At 60.3% G+C, this 20512-nt stretch carries 14 protein-coding genes; 8 read left to right on the top strand and 6 right to left on the bottom strand.

All coding sequences use genetic code 11. The annotated features are described in order from the left end of the window. The first annotated feature begins 78 nt into the window (after positions 1 to 78). Positions 79 to 3978, top strand: coding sequence for a PAS domain S-box protein (locus Har1129_RS20045; protein ID WP_151102570.1), 3900 nt, complete (start codon positions 79 to 81; stop codon positions 3976 to 3978). Positions 3979 to 4051: 73 nt separating this feature from the next. Here the strand turns inward: Har1129_RS20045 and gdhB are convergent, their stop codons facing one another. The 4 genes from gdhB to Har1129_RS20800 all read right to left on the bottom strand — a co-directional run bounded on the left by gdhB (position 4052) and on the right by Har1129_RS20800 (position 9060). Then, on the bottom strand, positions 4052 to 5347 hold the full coding sequence (gdhB, locus tag Har1129_RS20040) for a glutamate dehydrogenase GdhB (RefSeq protein ID WP_151102569.1): 1296 nt from the start codon (positions 5345 to 5347) through the stop codon (positions 4052 to 4054). A gap of 2 nt (positions 5348 to 5349) precedes the next feature. Beyond that, positions 5350 to 5493 carry a rubrerythrin-like domain-containing protein gene (locus tag Har1129_RS20035; protein ID WP_151102568.1) on the bottom strand — a complete coding sequence of 48 codons (144 nt, stop codon included), beginning with the start codon at positions 5491 to 5493 and terminating at the stop codon, positions 5350 to 5352. Positions 5494 to 5619: 126 nt separating this feature from the next. Further along, positions 5620 to 8487, bottom strand: coding sequence for a bacterio-opsin activator domain-containing protein (locus Har1129_RS20030; RefSeq protein WP_151102567.1), 2868 nt, complete (start codon positions 8485 to 8487; stop codon positions 5620 to 5622). 324 nt (positions 8488 to 8811) lie between these two features. Then, on the bottom strand, positions 8812 to 9060 hold the full coding sequence (locus tag Har1129_RS20800) for a hypothetical protein (RefSeq protein WP_191906213.1): 249 nt from the start codon (positions 9058 to 9060) through the stop codon (positions 8812 to 8814). Between the two features lie 182 nt (positions 9061 to 9242). Between Har1129_RS20800 and Har1129_RS20020 the strand changes: the two genes are divergently transcribed. The 6 genes from Har1129_RS20020 to Har1129_RS19995 all read left to right on the top strand — a co-directional run bounded on the left by Har1129_RS20020 (position 9243) and on the right by Har1129_RS19995 (position 17225). Continuing rightward, positions 9243 to 10496 carry a Glu/Leu/Phe/Val dehydrogenase gene (locus tag Har1129_RS20020; protein WP_151102565.1) on the top strand — a complete coding sequence of 418 codons (1254 nt, stop codon included), beginning with the start codon at positions 9243 to 9245 and terminating at the stop codon, positions 10494 to 10496. Positions 10497 to 10599: 103 nt separating this feature from the next. Then, positions 10600 to 11145: a ribbon-helix-helix protein, CopG family gene (locus Har1129_RS20015; protein WP_151102564.1), complete on the top strand. Its 546-nt coding sequence runs from the start codon at positions 10600 to 10602 to the stop codon at positions 11143 to 11145. A 162-nt stretch (positions 11146 to 11307) separates the two neighbouring features. Beyond that, positions 11308 to 12516, top strand: coding sequence for an Nramp family divalent metal transporter (locus Har1129_RS20010; protein ID WP_151102563.1), 1209 nt, complete (start codon positions 11308 to 11310; stop codon positions 12514 to 12516). Further along, positions 12517 to 14511, top strand: coding sequence for a hydantoinase/oxoprolinase family protein (locus Har1129_RS20005; RefSeq protein WP_151102562.1), 1995 nt, complete (start codon positions 12517 to 12519; stop codon positions 14509 to 14511). Then, the gene (locus Har1129_RS20000; protein WP_151102561.1) at positions 14508 to 16130 is read left to right on the top strand and encodes a hydantoinase B/oxoprolinase family protein; all 1623 of its coding nucleotides are present in this window, start codon (positions 14508 to 14510) and stop codon (positions 16128 to 16130) included. Before Har1129_RS20005 ends, Har1129_RS20000 begins: the two co-directional genes overlap by 4 nt. Before the next feature lie 102 nt (positions 16131 to 16232). Further along, complete coding sequence (locus Har1129_RS19995; RefSeq protein ID WP_151102560.1) at positions 16233 to 17225, top strand: DUF3592 domain-containing protein; 993 nt, start codon at positions 16233 to 16235, stop codon at positions 17223 to 17225. A 46-nt stretch (positions 17226 to 17271) separates the two neighbouring features. Here Har1129_RS19995 and Har1129_RS19990 read toward each other — a convergent pair whose 3' ends face one another. Beyond that, positions 17272 to 17832 carry a PAS domain-containing protein gene (locus Har1129_RS19990; RefSeq protein ID WP_151102559.1) on the bottom strand — a complete coding sequence of 187 codons (561 nt, stop codon included), beginning with the start codon at positions 17830 to 17832 and terminating at the stop codon, positions 17272 to 17274. A 130-nt stretch (positions 17833 to 17962) separates the two neighbouring features. On the opposite strand from Har1129_RS19990, the gene Har1129_RS19985 reads away from it, so the two are divergent. Then, positions 17963 to 18367, top strand: a complete 405-nt coding sequence (locus Har1129_RS19985; RefSeq protein WP_151102558.1) for a DUF4864 domain-containing protein — start codon at positions 17963 to 17965, stop codon at positions 18365 to 18367. A gap of 338 nt (positions 18368 to 18705) precedes the next feature. Here the strand turns inward: Har1129_RS19985 and Har1129_RS19980 are convergent, their stop codons facing one another. After that, positions 18706 to 20172, bottom strand: coding sequence for a Na+/H+ antiporter NhaC family protein (locus Har1129_RS19980; protein WP_151102557.1), 1467 nt, complete (start codon positions 20170 to 20172; stop codon positions 18706 to 18708). Positions 20173 to 20512: the final 340 nt, after the last annotated feature.

The raw sequence follows: 20512 nt of genomic DNA, 5'->3' as shown, positions 1-20512 counted from the left end.
CTCCCAGTTCTGCTTCTGGGTATCACAAATAAGAATTAGCACATATACTTGATAAAAGCGAGCGGCGTAGATAGAGTAATGTCGTATACAGGTGGTGGAACTCCCGATGCCATTCATGTTCTATATATTAACGACGATGGTGATTTTGCCGAGTTAGCGCAGACGAAACTCGCGAATATCTCGTCGGATTTTGATGTCACAACTGTCGGGACTGTAGAAGCGGCCCTCGAATTGCTTGGGACTTCGACGGTCGATTGTGTGGTCACCTCGTACTCACTGCCGGACGGGACGGGAATCGACCTCTTGAATCAGCTCCAAGCCGAACAGTACGAGCTACCGACGATACTGTTTACCGGCCGGGGGAGCGAGCGAATCGCGAGCGAAGCAACACAGGCGGGCGTCTCCGATTACATCCCGATCAATGCGGGCCAGAACAATTTCGAGTTGCTCGCGCGCCGCATCCGGACACTCGCCGAGGCTGCCCGCAAACAAGTGGTCGCCGAGCGGCTGTCTGACCGCTTCCAGCGGACGCTCGAACGCGCAACTGACGCGATATATGCCGTCGACGACGAGTGGCAAATTGAATACATAAACGAGAAGATGGCTAGGCGTGTCGACCGCGATCCCGACGCTATCGTCGGTGCCACAATCTGGGAAGAGTTCCCCTCGATAGTTGGAACAGAGCTCGAAGACAAGTACCGGACCGCGATGGAGACCGGCGAACCGGTGGCGTTCGAGCAACGCTTGGGAGAGCCGTTTAATTACTGGATCGAAGTGCGGGCATTCCCGGACAATGACGGTCTCACTGTCTTTTCACGCGAAACAACGGTCGAACGGGAGCGAGAACTGGAACTGGAGCGCAGTGAGACGATACTCGAAAACATCCACGACGCTGTGTTCGTCCTCAATGATGAGGGGATAGTCGAATTCGCGAACGCGGCTTCGAAACGATTGATCGCCGGAGACCAGTCGGCGCAGATCACGGGACAGCAGCTAGAGACTGTTGTGGGTGACCGGATCTCTGCGTCTGATGCGGAGCAATTTACAGCGGCAGTTGATGCAACGCTTGAGGACATAGAGGGCGACGGTGGCGTCACGGGATTGTACGACGCGGACCTGCAACTCGATATCACGACCGGGGGCGATAAACGGACGTTTGATGTTCGAGTTGCACCGTTCCAGAGCAACAAGAGCCGTCAGGCGCTCGTCGTCGCTCGGGACATCACGGAACAAAGCGACGTCAAGCGACAGTTGGAGCGCGAGCGCGACGCGCTCCGGGAACTCCAGACCATTATTGCGAGGAGTGATGCCTCGGCCGAAACACGCCTTCGCGAGCTTCTTGAATTAGGGTGTCAAACGCTGGGCCTCGATGTCGGTATCGTCTCGCACATTCAGGGCGATGCGTACACGGTCAAATCAGTGCACGCGCCGGATGCCGAGATCGAATCCGGGGATCAGTTCGACCTCGAATCGACGTACTGCGAAGAAGTCGTGGGCACAGATTCAGTCTGTTCGTTCGCAGACGCGGTCACTGATGGAAGAGAAACCCATCCCGCGTACCGTGAGTTCGAGTTAGAGTCGTACATTGGCGTCCCACTCGTCGTCGACGGGGACCGGTACGGGACGGTCAATTTTTCCAGTCCCACAACGCGAGTCGCCCCCTTCGGAGCGCTTGAGCGGACGTTCGTCGAGTTGCTCTCTGAGCTCGTGAGCGCCGAAATCTCGCGGGGGCAAGACCGGGCGGACCTACAGCGCCAAGAGTTCCTGTTCGAGCGAGTGCAAGACATCGCAGAAATCGGCGTCTGGGAGTACTTCCCGTCAACGGGCGACCTCGACTGGTCGGATGGGGTCCGTCGGATTCACGGCGTTGACGACGAGTACGCCCCGACTCTCGATGATGCGGTTGAGTTCTACCATCCCGACGACAGAGAGACGATTACGGAGGCAGTTGCTCGGGCACTCGAGGACCGGGAACCGTACGATCTCGATCTCCGCATCGTTCGGACTGACGGGGAGGTACGCGATGTGCGGGCATGGGGCGAGCGCGTCGACGACACGCAGGACGACGAGCCTGTGCTACGGGGCGTGTTTCAGGACATCACGGAGCGAAAAGCCGAGGAGCGAGCACACCGAGAACTTGCACAGGAGTACGAGGCACTGCTCAACACCTCCGGGGACGCCATCTTCATGCTCGATGTCGAGACGGCCGGTGACGAGCCATCGTTCGAGTTTGCTCGACTCAGCCCCGGGTATGAGTCACAGACTGGGCTCACGACCGACGAAGTCCGGGGCCAGACGCCACGGGAGGTCTTCGGTGACGACCGCGGTGCCGAACTCGCGGCGAACTACACTCGCTGTGTCGAACAGCGTGAGCCAATCTCGTATCAAGAAGAGTTGGACATCGCTGACGACGCGCGGTTCTGGGATACCAGCCTCGCGCCGGTCACCCTCGGCGACGAGATCGTCCGGATCGTCGGTATTGCCCGCAACGTAACCGAACAGGTCGAGCGGGAACGCGAACTCGAGACGACGAACCAGCGGCTGGAATCACTCATCGACGCGACGCCGCTCACCGTCATGGAAATCGACACTGACGGGACCGTCGTCCGCTGGAACGACGGGGCCGAAAACATGTTCGGCTGGTCGCGCGAAGAGGTGCTTGGGGAATCCAATCCGATGATCCCGGACGAGCGACAATCTGAGTTCGCGTCCCACCGGGACCGCGCACTGAGCGGCAAGCCGATTCGCGGCAAAGAGGTACGCCGGGAACGGAAAGACGGCGAGAAGCTAGATCTGCTCCTGTCGGTCGCCCCGATCACGGCTCCGGACGGTGAGATAACGAGCGTACTGGCCGTGCTGGAGGATATCACTGAGCAGAAACAGTTGGAGTCGAAGCTCCGCTCACTGCAGGAGACTGCACAGCGGCTCAGTGCTGCACAGTCGAGTGACGAGATCGGGGACATCGCTGTCGAGGCTGCCGTCGATATTCTCGGGTTCGAGCTGACCGGGATCTGGGAGTACGCCGACCAGACCGACGAACTCATCCCGCTGACAGCGAGTGCAGCCACGAGAGAGCTACTCGATGAGTTGCCACGTTTGGAAGCCGGCGAGACGCTTGCGTGGGAAGCGTTCGAGGCGTCGGAGCTGCGTCGGTACGACGACCTCCAGTCCGTAACATCACTCGACGAGGCCGACACGGAACTCAGAAGAGGCCTGTTTGTCCCCTTAGGCGAGTTTGGACTTATCGGCGTCGGGGCACCACAGGAACGGACCTTCTCTGAGGCGGACGTGGACCTGTTCCAGATACTGGGCGCGACTGTCAAGGCAGCGTTCACGCGCGCGAGCCGGGAAACCGAACTACAGCGACAGAACGAACGACTCGATGAGTTTGCCAGTGTCGTCGCCCACGACCTCCGGAATCCGCTGTCCATCGCTATCGGGTTTCTCGACATCGTCGAGGAGACGGGCGATCTCACTCACCTAGACCGTATCGAGTCGGCACACGACCGCATGGAGCGGTTGATCGACGACCTCCTTACGCTGGCGCGCGGCGAGACCACGGTTACGGAGACGAAACAGATCGACCTCAAGACAATGACAACAGAGGCGTGGGGGTACGTCGACACCGCCGAAGCAACGCTGACGGTTGCCGAGACAGTCCCGACAGTGGCCGGTGACGCCAGCCGATTGACACAACTGTTCGAGAACCTCTTCAGAAACGCAATCGAGCACGGTGGGAAAGATGTCACAGTCACCGTCGGGCAGCTAGAGGACGGTGACGGGTTCTACGTCGCGGACGACGGCGACGGGATTCCACCGGCGAAACGTGGAGAAGTACTCGAACACGGCGTCACATCTACCAAAGGGGGCACTGGCTTCGGCCTCTCGATAGTGGAAGACATCGCTAAAGCGCACGGCTGGACCGTCCGTGTAACGGCGGGTGCTGCTGGTGGGGCACGGTTCGAGTTCTGCTACTGAGCGTCACGGTAGTCGCGGTTTCCCCGCACCGCCGGCCAGTGGCGGAATCCGTGATGGAACCGACAGAGCCGGTCTACGGCCAGAGCCCGCGTGTTTCGTGGGCCGTCGCAATACGGGACAGGGCGACAATGTACGCCGCATCGCGCCACGTGATGTCGCGCTTTTCGAACTCCGTCCGGACTGCATCCCAAGCTGCCCGCATCTCCTCGTCGAGTTCGTCGTTCACTCGCTCGAGTGACCACGACCGACGGTTGATATCCTGTAGCCACTCGAAGTAACTCACCGTGACGCCACCGGCGTTTGCCAGAATATCCGGAATCACTACCACATCTCGCTCGGCGAGAATCGAGTCAGCAGTGGACGTGGTCGGGCCGTTCGCCCCTTCGACGACGAAATCCGCGGCGATGTCGTCCGCGTTCGCCTCGGTGATGACGTTCCCGAGTGCTGCCGGGATGAGGACGTCAACATCCAGCGTCAGCAGTTCGTCGTTCGAAATTACGGTGTCAGCGTATTCGGTGACCGCTTCCGGTTCCTCGTCGTGTGACGGAACTGTCGCTGTATCGATGCCGTCGGGGTCGTACATTGCCCCGTTCACGTCGCTGATCGCGACCACAGACGCGCCCTGTTCGTCGAGCAACCGTGCTGCGTTCGCACCGACACTACCGTAGCCCTGTACGGCGACCGTGGTCTCCGCCAGCGGTTGGTCGTAGTACTTACAGACCTGCTGCGTGATAATCGCGACGCTCCGGCCGGGCGCGTCTTCACGCCCTTCGCTCCCGCCGACGACCGGCGGCTTGCCGGTGACGACGCCCGGACTCGTCTCGCCTTCTTGCATGGAGTAGGCGTCCATCAGCCATGCCATCGTCTGTGGGTCGGTTCCCATATCCGGAGCGGGAATATCTCGGTTCGGACCGATGACCTCGCGGAGTTCCTGTGCGAACCGGCGGGTGAGCCGTTCTTTTTCGTCTCGGCTCAGCGTTTTCGGATTGACTGCGATACCCCCTTTCGCACCGCCGAAGGGGAGGTCCATCACCGCGCATTTCCAAGTCATCCAGATCCCGAGTCCGACGCATTCGTCCCTCGTCACGTCGGGGTGATACCGAAGCCCGCCTTTGTACGGCCCTCTGACGTTATTGTGTTGGGCTCGATAGCCGGTGAACACGTCGACTGTGCCATCGTCCCGCTCAATCGGGACGGTGACTTCGTGAACGTTTTGCGGATGCCTGAGTCGTTCGACGATGTTCGGGTCGATATCGAGGTGGTCCGCGGCTCGGTGGAGTTGCAGACGGGCTGTTTCGAGCGCTGATTCCGGCTCAGACGGTGTCGACGAGTCTCCAGAAGGAGAAGCGGAGTTCAGTTTCTGTCCCATGGTTATTCCAGCGGTGTCAGTCGGTTGCGCATCTCACCGCCACAGTCCTGACAGTTCTCCGGGTGGCTCTCTGCAGTGATGACTTTGCCACACGCAAAGCACTCGTACGGTGTCTTCTCGTCGTGGTCTTGCTCGACATCTCTCATGTGTATTCACGAGTGACGGTCTCCGACCGCCAGTACTCGATTAAGGAATAGAAGGACATCAAAGGAATATTCAGAGGTTAAACAAAGAAGCAGGGGAAGATTGGGTTGTTTATTATTGAACCCCCATCAGGACTCCAGCCCCGATACGCTCCGGTCTTCGAACAGTGTGGTGAACAGCTTCCGTTGGACGGTCCGGACGTGCTGATAGAACGCCGGTGGCGAGATCTCGAGCATCGTCGCGATGTCCTCGCCGGATTTTGTGCGCGGTGACTCGAAATAACCGCTGTAGTAGGCGGTCTGAATCACTTCGAGCTGGCGCTCTGTGAGGTCCGTGAGTAACTCCGAACTCCGGTCCTGCTCGATACCCCGTTCGAGCGTTTCCTTGCGCTTGAGTTCGACGCCGGAGAACGTCCTGTCGACCAACTGCGCAATGTTTCGAACGTCGACGCTCTGTGGCACATCGACGACAAGCGTGGTTCCCTCCGGGTCCGCGGTCGCTTCCCGGAAGATAGCGCCGTGGTCGGCCAGTTCCAGCGCGAGAAACGGCTGTGACAACTCTAGCCGGAGGACGCCACTCTCAGTGTCGTCGTCACTGATCCGTGTCACGTCATCTATCGTCGTCATATCCGCTGCAGCCGCCGCAACTGTACGCATATCGGCGTCTTCGACCGTAACAAATACACTGTTACCGGCCGGCGCGTGCTGGATGCCGCCCTCGTAGGAAAGGGTACACCCCGTCGACCGGGCGAGTCGCGACAGAAGGAATCGCTCGTCGTCAATGTCGAACTCGACGCGGGTCACCGACGTCGTGAGCAACGCATGTTTCCGTTCGATGGCGCTGAGCGCCGACGCGATTGTTTCGCCGAGTTCGCGCAATACTGTTCGCGTTGTCTCGTCGAACGCGTCTTTCGTGTCCGCATAGATAGTGAGGACCCCGTGCCTGAGGTCGTTGTACACCAGCGGGATACTCAACACAGAGAGGAAGTCGCGCGTGAGCGCGTCCGAGCGCCACGGCGCGTTCCGGAGGTCGGCGGCGACGTTTGGTATCATGGTCAGCTCACCGGTCGCCGCCGTCTGGCCCGCGGGCTCGGTCTCGGAGTCCGCGACGGTGATTGACTGACTGTCGAGATACCCCTGTTCGTTGCCGGCCCACGCTTGCGGTTCGACGGTATTCCCGGCCGGATCGACGCTCCCGATCCACGCGAACTTGAACCGGTCCGTGTCAGTCAGCCGTTCACAGACGGTGTGATTGATCTCGTCCTGTGTTTCGGCGCTGACGATGGTCTGATCGATCTCCCGAATCGTGTTGTTGATGTGGTTCAGGGCGGTCAGTCGCTCGTTTTGTCGCTGGAGTTCGCGGTCCTGTTCCCGGAGCTGGGACTCCCGGACGACCCGGTCGAGGGCAGCTTCGGCGGTGGCTGCAAGCAGGTCGGTGAGTTCCTGTGTTACGTCATCGAAGACGCCGACAGCCGTCGAGCCGGTGACGAACACGCCGTGGTTGCCGAGCGGAATGAACATGACGCTCCGGAGGTCGGTTGCCCGGTTTTCCAGTCGGTCCGACGTGTGGACATCGTCGAACACGAGTGTCTCGTCGTTGACGAAGCTGTGGCTCGGAAGCGTATCGTCGTTCGTGCGGACGGCCGGCAGCGGCCCGTGGTGGTCGGTCATCGCCTGAGACTGTGCCACGGGCTGGAGTTCGTTCGTCTCGACGTCGTGCAGGTAGATGGCACTCGCGGAGACGTCGAAGACACTGAGCACGTCATCGACGATGTGCTGGGCGATTTCCTGATTTGTCTCGGTGTAGAGGAACTTCCGTGCGGTTTCCTGCAGGGTCGCCAGCGCTTCCTCGCGCTGTTTCCGTTTCGTAATATCCCGACAGCTGTACAGCAGTGTCCCGCCCTGAATCGCGACTTCGCGGACGTTGACCAGCAGCGTGTGCTCGTGGCCGGCTTTGTCGGTGACGGTACACTCGATGTTCTTGAGAACGCCCTTCTCGGCGAGTTCCGAACGGTCGAACAGGTCCTCGCCGAGGAGCGTGTCGATGGTTTCCTGCTCGCGAATCTCGTCGTCGGTGTAGCCGAAGATGAAGTGGACGTTCGGGCAGACGTAGGTGTACTCCCCGTCCTCGTTCGTCATGAGGACAGTGTCGGTCATATTGCTGAGCGTGACCCGGTGGAGTTCCTCGGACTGGCGGAGGTCACGGTCGAGGGTGACCTGCTCCGTGATATCGATCCCGTCGATCACAATCGAGGTGACGTCGCCGAAGTCGTTCTCGACCGGCCGAACCGAAAGCTCGATCACGCGGTCTGTGGCCGTGGTCGGCCAGTGAACGACTGCGTTACCGAACTGCCCGTCGCGTGCGGCCGCCACGAGTTGCCGGATATCGCGCTCGGTCGCCGGAGACTGTGCCCACCACGGCAGCGTCCAGAACAGGTCACCGATGACCGCGTCCACGTCCTCGTCAATCATCGCCCGTCCCGTCTGGTTTACACGGGCGAGAGAGCCGTCCGGGTCGAGGACCCACGTGGCCGTCTGTGCGTCGTGAAAGACGGCGTCGAACTGCCGTGCTCGTTCGCGCTGCGTGATCGCTTGCCGAGCGGACTGGAGCGCCTTCTCGGTTCGCTCAACCAATTCGTCTATCCGCAGACCGTCTGGCCCTGTGAGAGGCACGTAGTCGGAAACGCCAACCTCGATTGCCTCGCTTGCCAAGGCCTCACTTCCGTCCGTGGTACCGAGGACGACAGGGAGATCCGGAGCCGAGTCCCGGAGCTGTCGGACCAGCCCAGTGCCACTCCCGTCGTCGAGTGTCTCGCCCGTGACGACACAGTCGACCGAGCGCTGCCGAACGGTATCTATGGCGGCCGATGTCGTCGCAGCGGTGAGGATAGCGGCCTCGGTGCTGGCTTCGAGAGCCGCTGTGAACGGCTCGATCCAAGTCGTCGAACCAACGATGAGGACCTTGGCCGTGTTGAGGGGAGTTTCAGTGTCGCTCATCTGATGCTCCCGGGCCCGAAGCCGTCACTGAGACTACCGGTTCTATGCGTGGACGCTCGTTCGAGTTGTCGCCACCTGTCGGGAACGGGGTGCTTCAGTTGCCGCGTTTTGGATTGGGGGTTCAATAATAAACACCAGCTGTCTGGAGTCCTTCGTTGCTAAACAATTTAGTATTTGTTCATACCTGCGCTGCTTTCCGATGAGTGCCATGGGTCGACGGCAGGGACTCGCGGAGACAGACGACGGGCAGCACACAGACGTCGACGCGGCCGGTCCTGCTCGTCGTTCCGGCAGTCATGACCCATCAGCTCCCGCCGATCCAGCTCAGCTATGATGGACCTGCAACGTCGTTTGACCGAGAAGAGAGCTATCAGGCACGTCGACGAGCCGACGTCGATGCCAGTGTTCCGATCCGTGACGCGGATCTGGCACTTCCCAAGCGGAGACGCCCTGCTCGAACGTGCCGAGCGTCGTGACTGTCTGATTCCGGACGTTGACCGGGTCGATGTTCCAGCGAGTGGAACGGATCAGGTTGCGGGTGCGGTGGCACTCGATACGGACAGCACTGTGCAAGTGACAGACAGTACAGGAAACATAGTAGTAACAGAATTTAATGAAAATTTGAATATAGGTTAAGAGTTACGGACCAAAGCGCCGCTATTAGCCCTCTATTAGCTGCTAATATATCCACAGATATAGTAACTTTCTTGGGACAAATAGATAGCTTTTGGTATCTCGATAAGTCTCGTGGATACATGTCTGATGTAAATCCGTACCAAAGTCTGCGAACGCAGATCGATGCAGCAGCACAATATGTAGACATCTCAGAGGGACAACTGGAACGGTTGAAAACCCCAGAGCGGATACTTGAAACGAACCTATCTGTCGAGATGGATGACGGGTCGGTCGAGGTGTTCCGGGCCTATCGATCACAGTTCAACGGCGACCGTGGCCCGTACAAGGGCGGCATCCGCTATCACCCACAGGTGGACCGCGACGAGGTCAAGGCGCTCTCCGGGTGGATGGTCTACAAGACGGCGACGAGCGATATCCCACTCGGCGGGGGGAAAGGTGGCATCGTCATCGACCCGAGTAACTATTCGGAGAGCGAACTCGAACGCGTCACGCGGTCGTTTGCGAAGGAACTGACGCCGCTGATCGGTGCCGACCGCGACGTGCCCGCACCCGATGTCAACACGGGCCAGCGCGAGATGAACTGGATCAAGGACACCTACGAGACACTCGAAAACACGACCGAGCCCGGCGTGATAACCGGGAAAGACCTCGCAAGCGGTGGCAGCGAGGGCCGCGTCGAAGCGACCGGGCGGTCGACGGTCGTCGCGGCGCGTGAAGCCTTCGAGTATCTCGACAAGGACCTCGAAGGCGCGACAGTCGCGGTTCAGGGCTACGGGAACGCCGGCTGGATCGCGGCGAAGCTCATCTACGAGATGGGTGCCAACGTCGTCGCTGTCTCCGATTCGAGCGGAGCTATCTACAGCGAAACGTCGTTCGACCCCGTCGCGGTCAAGGACTACAAACGCGAAACCGGGAGCGTCGTCGGCTATCCGGAGGCCGAGGGGGAACTCACGAACGAGGAACTGCTCACACTCGACGTCGACCTGTTGATCCCGGCCGCACTCGAAAACGCCATCGGCGAGTCGCTGGCGCATGATATCTCCGCCGACGTCATCTCTGAGGCCGCAAACGGCCCGATCACTCCCGCCGCGGACGATGTTCTCAGTGACCGCGAGACACTGGTCATTCCGGACATCCTCGCGAACGCCGGCGGCGTCATCGTGTCGTACTTCGAATGGGTCCAGAACAGACAGCGCTTCTACTGGTCCGAAGGGCGCGTGAACGAGGAACTGGATTCGATTATCGTCGACCAGTTCGAGAACCTCGTCGATGCCTACGAGGAGCGGAACCTCCCGTCGCTCCGAACCGCCGCGTACGTCGTTGCACTCCAGCGGGTCATGAACGCCGGCGAACAGAGCGGGACTTGGCCGTAATCAGGTTCCGGATGCCGTCCAGACGCGCCGTTCTTGCTGCGGTCTGAGAGGTCTCTGTCACCAAACGACACGATATTAAGGCCATCCAGTGACGAGGGCCACTATGCCAACCGACCGCGTCACCGTCTCTCTCGACGAGGAGACCAAGGAGACGTTAGAAGGGTTGACCGACCGAACTGGGGAGAGTCAAAGCCAACTGATCCGCGAGGCAATCGCGTTCTACGCGGCGAACTTCGATTCAGCGCACGCGAGCGACAGCGACCACCTCCAGACGTACTACGAGATGCTCTCGACGGGCGAACACGTACTGCTGGATATCGACTTACTGCATGCACTCCTGAGCCAGTTTACTGATCCAGCGGACCGGGACGAGGCGACTCTCGAAATGATCGATCAGGTGGCGCAGTACCACGCCCAAGAGTATGCCGAACGGTTCAATTCGCTCGAAGACGTGCTCGAGTGGCTCTCGCTGTGTGGCTTCCTGACCGTTCGACGGGATGAGAAGGGAAGTTTCCACGTGGTGTTCCCGTCCGAGTCAGTGCGGTGGTTGATGATCCGGTTCATTCGCGGGAGCATCGCCGACCTTCCCTTCGAGATCGAGATCGAAGAGAGCGTTTCGAAGGTACTCTTGAGAGAACAGGACCCGTGAATACTTCCACCCGAAGCCAGACGTGGGCTGTTCTTACTAATTCATACAGTCAGTGAGGGATACACAGCGTTCATACGACCGACGTGCTGGCCACACACAGGTCTTAACAATGTTTTTCCTTACCTGCCGGAACCGTGACAGTGGCTATCAAAACCAACAATCATGAGCATTACGAAACGACTCAAAGCCGTCGGCCCGGGAGCGATGGTCGCCGCCGCGTTCATCGGCCCAGGCACGGTCACGACTGCGAGCGTCACCGGAGCGGAGTTCGGCTATGCGCTTCTATGGACAATGGTCTTCTCGATTGTGGCAACGATTGTGCTTCAAGAGATGAGCGCGCGACTTGGCCTTGTCTCGGGCGAAGGACTCGGCGAAGCACTCCGGGAGCGGTTCGACAATCAGATCGTCGAATACGTGAGTATATTCCTTGTCGTCGGCGCTATCGGCGTCGGGACTGCCGCCTACGAGGCCGGGAATATCCTCGGCGGTGCCGCAGGGCTCGCGACCATCACGGGTATCGACTCGACGGTGTGGGGCGTCGTGATTGGACTCGTCGCCGGGCTCCTGCTGTACACTGGCCGGTACAAACTGATCGAGCGAGCCCTCATCGGCTTGGTCGCCGTGATGGCGTTCTCGTTCGTGGCATCGGCGATTCTCATCGGCCCCGATCCCGGTGCGATTGCGATGGGGTTCGTCCCCGGTATCCCCTCGGGGTCGCTGTATCTCATCACCGGCCTCATCGGGACGACCATCGTCGGGTACAACCTGTTCCTGCACGCGAGTAACGTTCAGGAGCGGTGGAGCGGTCCCGAGGATATCGGCCACTCACGTATCGACACAGTGCTGTCAATCGTTGCTGGGGGCGTGATCACGATCACGATCATGGTGACCGCGGCCGCGGCCTTCGAGCCGGGGACGCAGATCAGCGATATCGGCCAGATGGCCGAACAGTTGCGACCCATCGCCGGTCCGTACGCCGAATTGTTCTTCAGCATCGGCATATTCGCTGCCGGGTTTACGAGCGCGACGACAGCACCGCTTGCGGGCGCGTGGGCGACCACGGGTGCACTGGGCTGGGATTCGGATATGCAGAGCACACAGTTCCGCGCCGTCTGGGGGACCATCCTCGGGGTCGGGGTTCTCTCGGTGTTGCTGGGTGGCAGTCCCGTCCAGATCATCGTGTTCGCACAGGTTGTCAACGGGATTTTATTGCCAATCGTCGCTGTATTCCTGATATACGCGATGAACCAGCGGGATCTCCTCGGAGAGTACACGAACGGGTCGGTAGCGAACGCGCTTGGCGTTATCGTGACGCTCATCGTCGTGTGGCTCGGGGTTCGAACGCTGCTCAGCGTCGCGGGGGTGCTGTAGATGAGCGACCGGCGAATCGGTGTCGACGTCGGTGGCACCTTCACTGACGTGACGCTGTCACTCGATGGCGAACTCGTGACCGCAAAGGTCCCAAGCACCGAGGACCAGAGCGAGGGCGTGATCGCCGGGATCGAGAAGGCGTGTGCGGAGGCTGATATCGACCCGGAGACCGTGAGCGAGTTCTCCCACGCGATGACTGTTTCGGTCAACGCGCTCCTCGAAGAGAACGGCGCAAAGACCGCGCTCGTCACGACCGAGGGGTTCCGAGACGTGCTGGAAATCGGCCGTCAGGATCGCCCGTCGCTGTACGACCTGTCCGCCGAAAAGCCGACGCCGCTGGTTCCCAGACGCCGACGGTTCGAAGTGTCCGAACGGACGACCACCGACGGTATCGAACAGTCCGTCGACGAGGCCGACGTGCGATCAATCGCCGCGCAGTTGCGCGAGATCGACGTTGAGTCGGTCGCCGTCTCGCTGTTGCACGCGTACGCCCACCCTGAAAACGAGACGCGCGTCGCAGAGGTCCTGCGGGACGAACTCGACGTTCCCGTTTCGGCCTCACACGAAGTCCTCGCCGAGTTCCGCGAGTACGAACGAACGTCGACGACGGCCGTCGACGCCTATGTGCGACCGGCAATTGACCACTACATCAGTCATCTCACCGACCGAGCACGGGAGCTCGGGGTCCCACAGCCCCGGATTATGCAGGCTAACGGCGGAATCACCGACGCGGACACCGTCAGGCAGAACGCCGTGACGACCGTCCTCTCCGGTCCTGCCGCCGGGGTCGTGGGGGCAGGTTCGATGGCGGCCGACGAACAGAACGGGCTGGTCACGTTCGATATGGGTGGGACTTCCAGCGACGTGAGTCTCGTCCGCGACGGGGAAGCCGAACGGACGACGGAGGGGGTCATCAACGAGCGGCCGATCAAGACGCCGATGGTCGACGTGGAAACAGTCGGCGCAGGTGGCGGCTCAATCGCTTGGGTCGACGCCGGTGGCGCACTGCGAATCGGACCACGTTCGGCCGGCGCTACTCCCGGTCCCGCCTGCTACGGCAAGGGCGGCACCGAGCCGACCGTCACCGACGCAAACCTCGTGCTGGGATACATCGGAGAGAGCACTAGCCTCGGTGGCGAGCTCTCACTGGACGTGGACGCAGCGTACACCGCGCTCGCAAATCTCGCCGACGAAGCGGGTCTCGATGGTCCCGTTGAAGCCGCTCGTGGCGTCTACCGCGTCGCGAACGCGAACATGACCAGAGCCATTCGCTCCGTGACCGTCGAGCGTGGGTACGACCCGCGGAAGTTCGGGCTCGCTGCGTTCGGGGGTGCCGGGCCGATGCACGCGGCAGCAATCGCGGACAGCCTCGATATCGACCGGGTAGTGATCCCGCGCGCCTCGGGCGTACTGTCGGCATACGGCCTGCTTGCGGCCGATGAGAAGCGCGACGCCGTACGGACGTATCAGCGATCGCTCGACGCGGTCGACCCCGACGATGTCGATGCAGTCTACGAGGACATGGCCGAAGAACTGCTGGCTGAGGTCAGCAACCGCGAGGCGGCGACAGTGCGATACTCCGCCGATCTCCGGTACGCCGGCCAGAGCTTCGAACTCACTGTGGATATCGACCGACCGTTTGACACCGCGGACGCCCGCGAGCGGTTTGCAACAGCCCACGAGTCCGCGTACGGCTATCGAGCGGACGAGTCGGTCGAACTGGTGAACTGTCGCGTGACGACGACAGTCGAACGGAGCGCGCCGCCGGTCGAGTACGATGCCGTTGGCGACCCGCGAAAGGGATCCCGCGAGGCAGTGTTTGCCGGTGATGCCCGCGAAACGCCGGTTTACGAGCGGGCACGACTGCCACCACGGGACGAGATCGACGGCCCTGCGATTGTCGAGGGCAACGAGAGTACAATCGTCGTCCCACCGACTTGGAACGTACAGGTGCGTGATGACGGGACACTGACAGCGGAGGTGAGCGACAGATGAGCGACAACACTACGACAACGAGCGAGAGACACATCGACCCTGTAACGCTTGAAATCCTCAGGAACCAGCTTGAGAGTGTGGCAACCGAGATGGGCCACGTACTCATCCGCGGGGCGTACTCCCCGAACATCAAGGAGCGACAGGACTGTTCGACGGCGCTCTTTGATGCATCGGGGCGGATGGTCGCACAAGCGGAACATATCCCGGTACACCTCGGCGCGATGCCCGACGCGGTAGATGTCGTTCTTCAGAAGGACCCGAAGCCGGGCGACGTCTTCATCGTCAACGACCCGTTCGCGGGTGGGACACACCTCCCGGACATCACGCTCGTCTCGACGATAGCACCCAACGGCGAGATCATCGGGTACGCAGTCTCGCGAGCCCATCACGCCGACGTGGGTGGGAGTTCGCCGGGCAGTATGCCACCGGGCGCACAGGAGATTTACGAGGAGGGGCTTCGACTGCCGGCGGTTCGCCTCGTTGACGGCGGCGAGCCCAATGAGGCAGTTCACGACCTTATCCGAGCCAACGTTCGGACGCCGGACGAGCGGGAAGCGGACCTCCGGGCCCAGCGCGCCGCGAACGAGCGGGCTGAGGAACGCATCGGAGACCTACTGGCGGACCACGGTTCAACCCTGCTTGACGCGTTCGATGCCGTCATCGAGTACTCCCGCGAGCGGGTCGAGGCTGAACTCGATTCGCTCCCGGACGGAACATATCGAGCACAGGATATCCTCGAAGGCGACGGCGTGACCGATGACGACATCCCGATTGAAGTGGCCGTTACCATCGATGGGGCCTCGATAGCTGTCGACTTCGACGGGACTGCCGATCAGGTGGCGGGCAACCTGAACGCGCCGCTCTCAGTCGCGAAGAGCGCGGTCTACTTCGTCGTTCGGGCGATCACCGACCCAGAGATACCGCCGAACCACGGCTGCTACGATCCGGTCTCCGTGTCCGCACCGGAAGGATCAGTACTCAACCCGGACGCGCCAGCCGCTGTCGTCGGTGGCAATGTCGAGACGAGCCAGCGCGTCATGGATGTCACGCTGGCGGCGCTCGCCACGGCAGTCCCCGACACGGTACCTGCCGGTGGGCAGGGAACGATGAACAACCTCATCATCGGCGACCGAACCGGCGATTTCACGTATTACGAGACAATCGGCGGTGGGTTCGGTGCCCGGCCCGGGAAAGACGGGATGGACGGTGTACAGGTCGGCATGACGAACACGCTCAACACGCCCGTCGAAGCGATGGAGACCGAATATCCGCTCCGGGTCGAACGGTACGCGCTGCGCCCGTCAAGCGGCGGAAACGGCCGATACCGCGGCGGACTGGGGCTCGAACGAACCGTCACCGTCGAAACCGACGCCACCGTGTCACTGCTGACAGAGCGGCGGCGGACGGCCCCTGCTGGACTCGATGGCGGCGAAGACGGCGCGACGGGGGAAAATCTGGTCGACGGCGAGCCGGTCCCTGCGAAGGCCTCCGTCGACGTCGAGGCTGGGACGACCGTCTCCGTTCGAACACCGGGTGGCGGCGGCCACGGCGAGCCAGCAGAGCGGGACCCGGAAGCTGTGGAACGTGACCGATGTGACGGAAAGGTGGACGACCGATGATGTATTGATTCGGTTGCTTCCTGATTGTCTGGTCCCGACCTGTAAAGCGGTTTGTGTCGAGCGCTACTCTCATAGGGAGCGGGCACAATACTGTGTACTGACATGAAGGTCCCGCTCGGAATCACGACCCTCCACCTTTCACAGCGGAGTGCACTTCTACTGCTCCTCGCCATCGGCCTTCTCGGGTTCGGGGGGTACGACTACGTCCAGCAATCACAGGCGATCAACAACGGCGTTGCCGTTCAGGCAACCATCACTGACGCCCATGTCGACCGAATGGAAGGGGGTCGGGGGATCGACTACGAGCCGGAGATTCACTACACGTACCAGTATCAAGAAGAGACGTACACCGGCGAACAGGTGTTTCCAAGTACGCGCACTCGGACGTACTCCGCCCGCTCGGAGGCAGAGTCGGTAGTCGAGTCATACGAACCGGGGACAACGGTCCGCGCGTACGTTTCACCAGCCGACCCGACCGATGCATTCCTGATTCGGGAGCGGACGCCGTGGCCACTACAAGCCATCACTGTCGGTGGTCTCCTCTCAGTCATCGGCGTACTGGCTGGGCTAGGGGCCCCGAATCCGGGCCAGCAGGAGCTTCGCCCAGCACGCGAGGTGCAGCCAGCGCCACGTGAGACAGGGGGTGACAGCCACGGCGAGACCATCCATGGGCTTTCGAAACAGGTGCTCGGCGCCTGCTTTGTCGGCTTTTGGTTGTCGATGGTCGCGCTGGTGTTCGGCCTTCTCAACACCCCCGGTGAGTTCGGAGGGCCGCCACAGGAGATACAGGCAGAACTTCTGGGACCGGTCGGTCTCCCGATGCTCGCAGGATTCAGCTTCTGGGTCGGGATGATCCTCTCACTGTGTCTGTACGGTGTCTGGTCGTTTACCGAGTACCAGCAGCTCCGACGACGACTTCCCGAGCCGAAAGCGCCAAGTCCGTTCAGGCGGCCGAGTCGGCTTGTCACGATACTTGGAACCGAGAACAGTGATTTGAGCGAGTATGGCCAGCGTGTCCGGCTGACTGGCTGGGCGATTATGATGGCTGCCGGGATGACGGCGACACTGGTGCATCTCCTCTACACTGCAAGCTGACCGGGCAGCGGGATTGGGACGGATCGCGGAATTGAGCCACAAATAGTCAGCTATCCGCCGTGCCGATGGCTTTCTGCACCCCGAGCCAGTTCGTGACAGAGCCATCAGGGCCGGTGAGTGGCACTATTGTCACTCGGTTTTTGAACCGGGTGCCGTCCGCCCGGTAGTTCCATAGTTCGACTGTTCGCTGTTCCCAGATATCGATCCCCTCCTGAAGTGTCGCGACCGCCTCTTGATCCGTTGCCGGCCCTTGTAGAAGTCGAAGGTTCTCGCCGCGGAGTGCCGCAAGCGAGTAGCCCGTCAGCTCTCTGAACGTCTGTGTCGCATATCGGAGTGGGTTATCCTGATACGCGGGTCCGGTGAGTGTCAAACCCAGCGGCACCGTGTCGAGACAGGCCATTCTGGCGATACGTTCTCGCTCAAACTCAGTCACGGAGCGAGGTTCAAACCCATCGAGGTCTCGAAGACGGGCCGTCACTGACCTGTCGACGGGTTTTGGGCCAACACTCCGTAGCTGATGTGTGTCGACGAGTCCCGGGAGCCGACGGCGAAACCCCGCTTCGTCAAGCAGCATAACTTCAACAAGTGCGTCCCTGAGTGCGGCCATGGTCGCAGTCGGCAGTTCTAGCTGGCGGTCGCACAAACGCCCGTCGATGTCCGGTCTTGTGGCTTGTCGTCGTGCGATTCATGCTGGTACAGCGCCTGTTACGGATGCACGCCCGAGTCCCACGATATCAATGTCTGAACGTGAGTACCCGGTGGCTAGCCTTCCGACGCCCAGTGAGACGTACAGCCCCGACGAGGCCATAGCCATCCAGCTTGCTGCGCTGGAAACAAACGGTGACCCGTACGAAAACGCGGGCATCATGACAGCGTACAATTTCGCCGCCCCAGCCAACCGCCGCTCGACTGGCCCGCTTGACCGGCTCATAGCCATGGTCCGGTCACCGCAGTACCGCCCGATGCTTAATTTTGCGGAGGCTGTGCGAGGCCCCGTCGAGCGGAACGGGAACTACGCTGACCAGCGGGTAACAATTACAGGGCCGGGTGGGCGAACAGTCACGTATGAGTTCGGCCTGTCAGTGCAGTCCGTCGGCGAGTTCCGGGGATGCTGGCAGACCGACCGTGTTGTCGTGATCTGAGCGAAGCAGTGGCGACAAAATTAGTACGCCACAACTGCCCTTATGGCTACTCGCTATCGGTTTGCGTATATCCCGTTTTATATCTATTTTACCAAGATATTATATCATATGAGTGCCCTATTCTTCTTAGTTAGGAGTGGAAAGACACATCATATCTTTTCTCTAGCTATTTATCGGCTTTATCGCAGTAGTTGGTCCAATTCCTCTGCATATAGGATACTGTCAGCTCCATCTGTACTGAATCGATATCCGACTCTGCTACGTCTGAGACGTGCTCTGTGACCGCCGTATCAGAGCGGGGCTTTCACGTAGGCTATCCCCTATCACCGGGCGTATGCTCAGTCACTGTCTGCCGGTGCAGCAACATTACCCGTTGTATGGCTTTCTGCCTCAGTTTCGGTATATGTGATTTGCCAGCCGGTCACTCCCATGAGAATGAGGATGAGCGGCGAGAGAAAGCCCAAGAAGTAGTAGGGCGCGTACTGGAACGTACTGACGCCGAGAGTTCCAGCCATGAACACCGCTCCGCTATTCCACGGAATGAGCGCACTCGTGACGGTGCCGGAAGACTCAATTGCTCGGGAGAGGTTCTCTGTCTTGAGCCCCTTCTCTTCGTAGAGACTTCCAAGCGTCACGCCGGGGACAACGATACTGATGTACTGTTCTGCCGCAAGGACGTTCATTGAGACTGACGACAGAACCGTGATGCCGGTGAGACTGCCGACGCTGTTGCTGAGCCGACCAAGGTGATATGCCAAGACAGCGATAATCCCAGTGCACTCGAACAGGCCGCCGAGTGCAAGCGCGGCGATAGCAATTGTCACCGCCCATGCACCGCCGACCATCCCACCGCTCGAGAGGAGTCCGTTTACCAGTTCCATTCCCGTTTCCGGACTTGTGCCGCTCTGTGCAACGGTCCAGACCGACGTGAATGAGTTCCCCTGAAGGACGGCTGACGTTATCGCGCCGGCGAAGACACCAGCACCGAGGGCTGGAATCGCAGAGATGCCGTATATCGCCAGCCCAAATGTGACGAGAAGCGGGAAGAAAGCAAGCGGAGAGATCGTGAACGACCCCGTGAGCGCGGTCTGAATCTCGGCGATCCGGTCCACAGGGATGGCTCCCGACGCGCGTATCCCGAGGCCAGCGTACAGGAGGACGGCAATCGAGAAGGCCAAGAAAGTGCCCGCGCGCATCGCGTTGATGTGATCGTACAGATCGGTGTTCGTCACCGCCGAAGCGAGGTTTGTTGTGTCCGAGAGTGGTGACTGCTTGTCTCCCGTGTATGCACCTGTTAGGATTGCTCCCGCGGTCATCGGCTCAGGGAGTCCGAGCCCAGACCCGATCCCGATGAAGGCAACACCAAGGGTCCCCGCTGCAGTCCACGATGACCCGATGGCGAACGTTATCGCTGCAGTAATGATCGCTGTGAGCGGAAGGAACACTATTGGGTGCAGCAGGTCAAGGCCGTAGTACATGAGCGTCGGAATCGTTCCAGCCTGTATCCAAGTCGAAATGAGCGCATAGACAATAAAGAGGATGAACACGACCTGAATGCCCATCAGCAGCGTGTGTGTGATACCTGTATACATCTCGTCCCAAGATATGTCGAACCGATAGTAACTGAACAGCCCGGTGAAGGCAATACCCCAGAGGAGTGGGAACTGCGGGTCAAGCCCGTAGATTCCGATACCGATGCCCAGTGCTGTTAGCATCCCGATAATCGGTATCAGCGCCTCCACCAGAGAAGGTCGGTCTTCGGGGTCAATGTCGTCGTACAGCTTGATGTCGAATTCAGAGCTCATGCTTATTGGCTCGGTTGGTTATTTCCAGTTCTCTCGTGTCCCACTAGTGTATTTGTACACACAGATGTTCCGACTGGTGGGCTTTGAACTGGCTTCTCAGTCGCTATACGGCTAGTTTGGCGACTACACCGACTGTGGCAACTGCGCATGTCGTTTGCTCCATTGACACCATCATTAATAAAAGTTCATGGAGAGCGGAGGGCGGAACAGTCCAACTCGGGTTCAGGCTGTGAGACACTACAAAATCCAGTTACTGGAGCAATTCATACCGGTTGGGTCCCGATATACTGAACGAAAGACCACACCGAGAGACGAACCGTTCGATATACCAAAATCATAT

The sequence above is a fragment of the Haloarcula sp. CBA1129 genome, assembly GCF_008729015.1.
Taxonomy (GTDB): domain Archaea; phylum Halobacteriota; class Halobacteria; order Halobacteriales; family Haloarculaceae; genus Haloarcula.
This window is presented reverse-complemented; position numbering and strand designations above follow the sequence as displayed.

Excerpts from the sequence above, each read along its gene's own strand:
- Har1129_RS20005 (WP_151102562.1), top strand. The coding sequence starts at position 12,517 with ATGAGCGACCGGCGAATCGGTGTCGACGTCGGTGGCACCTTCACTGAC.
- gdhB (WP_151102569.1), bottom strand. The coding sequence starts at position 5,347 with ATGGGACAGAAACTGAACTCCGCTTCTCCTTCTGGAGACTCGTCGACA.
- Har1129_RS20035 (WP_151102568.1), bottom strand. The coding sequence starts at position 5,493 with ATGAGAGATGTCGAGCAAGACCACGACGAGAAGACACCGTACGAGTGC.
- Har1129_RS20010 (WP_151102563.1), top strand. The coding sequence starts at position 11,308 with ATGAGCATTACGAAACGACTCAAAGCCGTCGGCCCGGGAGCGATGGTC.
- Har1129_RS20015 (WP_151102564.1), top strand. The coding sequence starts at position 10,600 with ATGCCAACCGACCGCGTCACCGTCTCTCTCGACGAGGAGACCAAGGAG.
- Har1129_RS20045 (WP_151102570.1), top strand. The coding sequence starts at position 79 with ATGTCGTATACAGGTGGTGGAACTCCCGATGCCATTCATGTTCTATAT.
- Har1129_RS20020 (WP_151102565.1), top strand. The coding sequence starts at position 9,243 with ATGTCTGATGTAAATCCGTACCAAAGTCTGCGAACGCAGATCGATGCA.
- Har1129_RS20030 (WP_151102567.1), bottom strand. The coding sequence starts at position 8,487 with ATGAGCGACACTGAAACTCCCCTCAACACGGCCAAGGTCCTCATCGTT.
- Har1129_RS19980 (WP_151102557.1), bottom strand. The coding sequence starts at position 20,172 with ATGAGCTCTGAATTCGACATCAAGCTGTACGACGACATTGACCCCGAA.
- Har1129_RS20000 (WP_151102561.1), top strand. The coding sequence starts at position 14,508 with ATGAGCGACAACACTACGACAACGAGCGAGAGACACATCGACCCTGTA.
- Har1129_RS19995 (WP_151102560.1), top strand. The coding sequence starts at position 16,233 with ATGAAGGTCCCGCTCGGAATCACGACCCTCCACCTTTCACAGCGGAGT.
- Har1129_RS19990 (WP_151102559.1), bottom strand. The coding sequence starts at position 17,832 with ATGGCCGCACTCAGGGACGCACTTGTTGAAGTTATGCTGCTTGACGAA.
- Har1129_RS19985 (WP_151102558.1), top strand. The coding sequence starts at position 17,963 with ATGTCTGAACGTGAGTACCCGGTGGCTAGCCTTCCGACGCCCAGTGAG.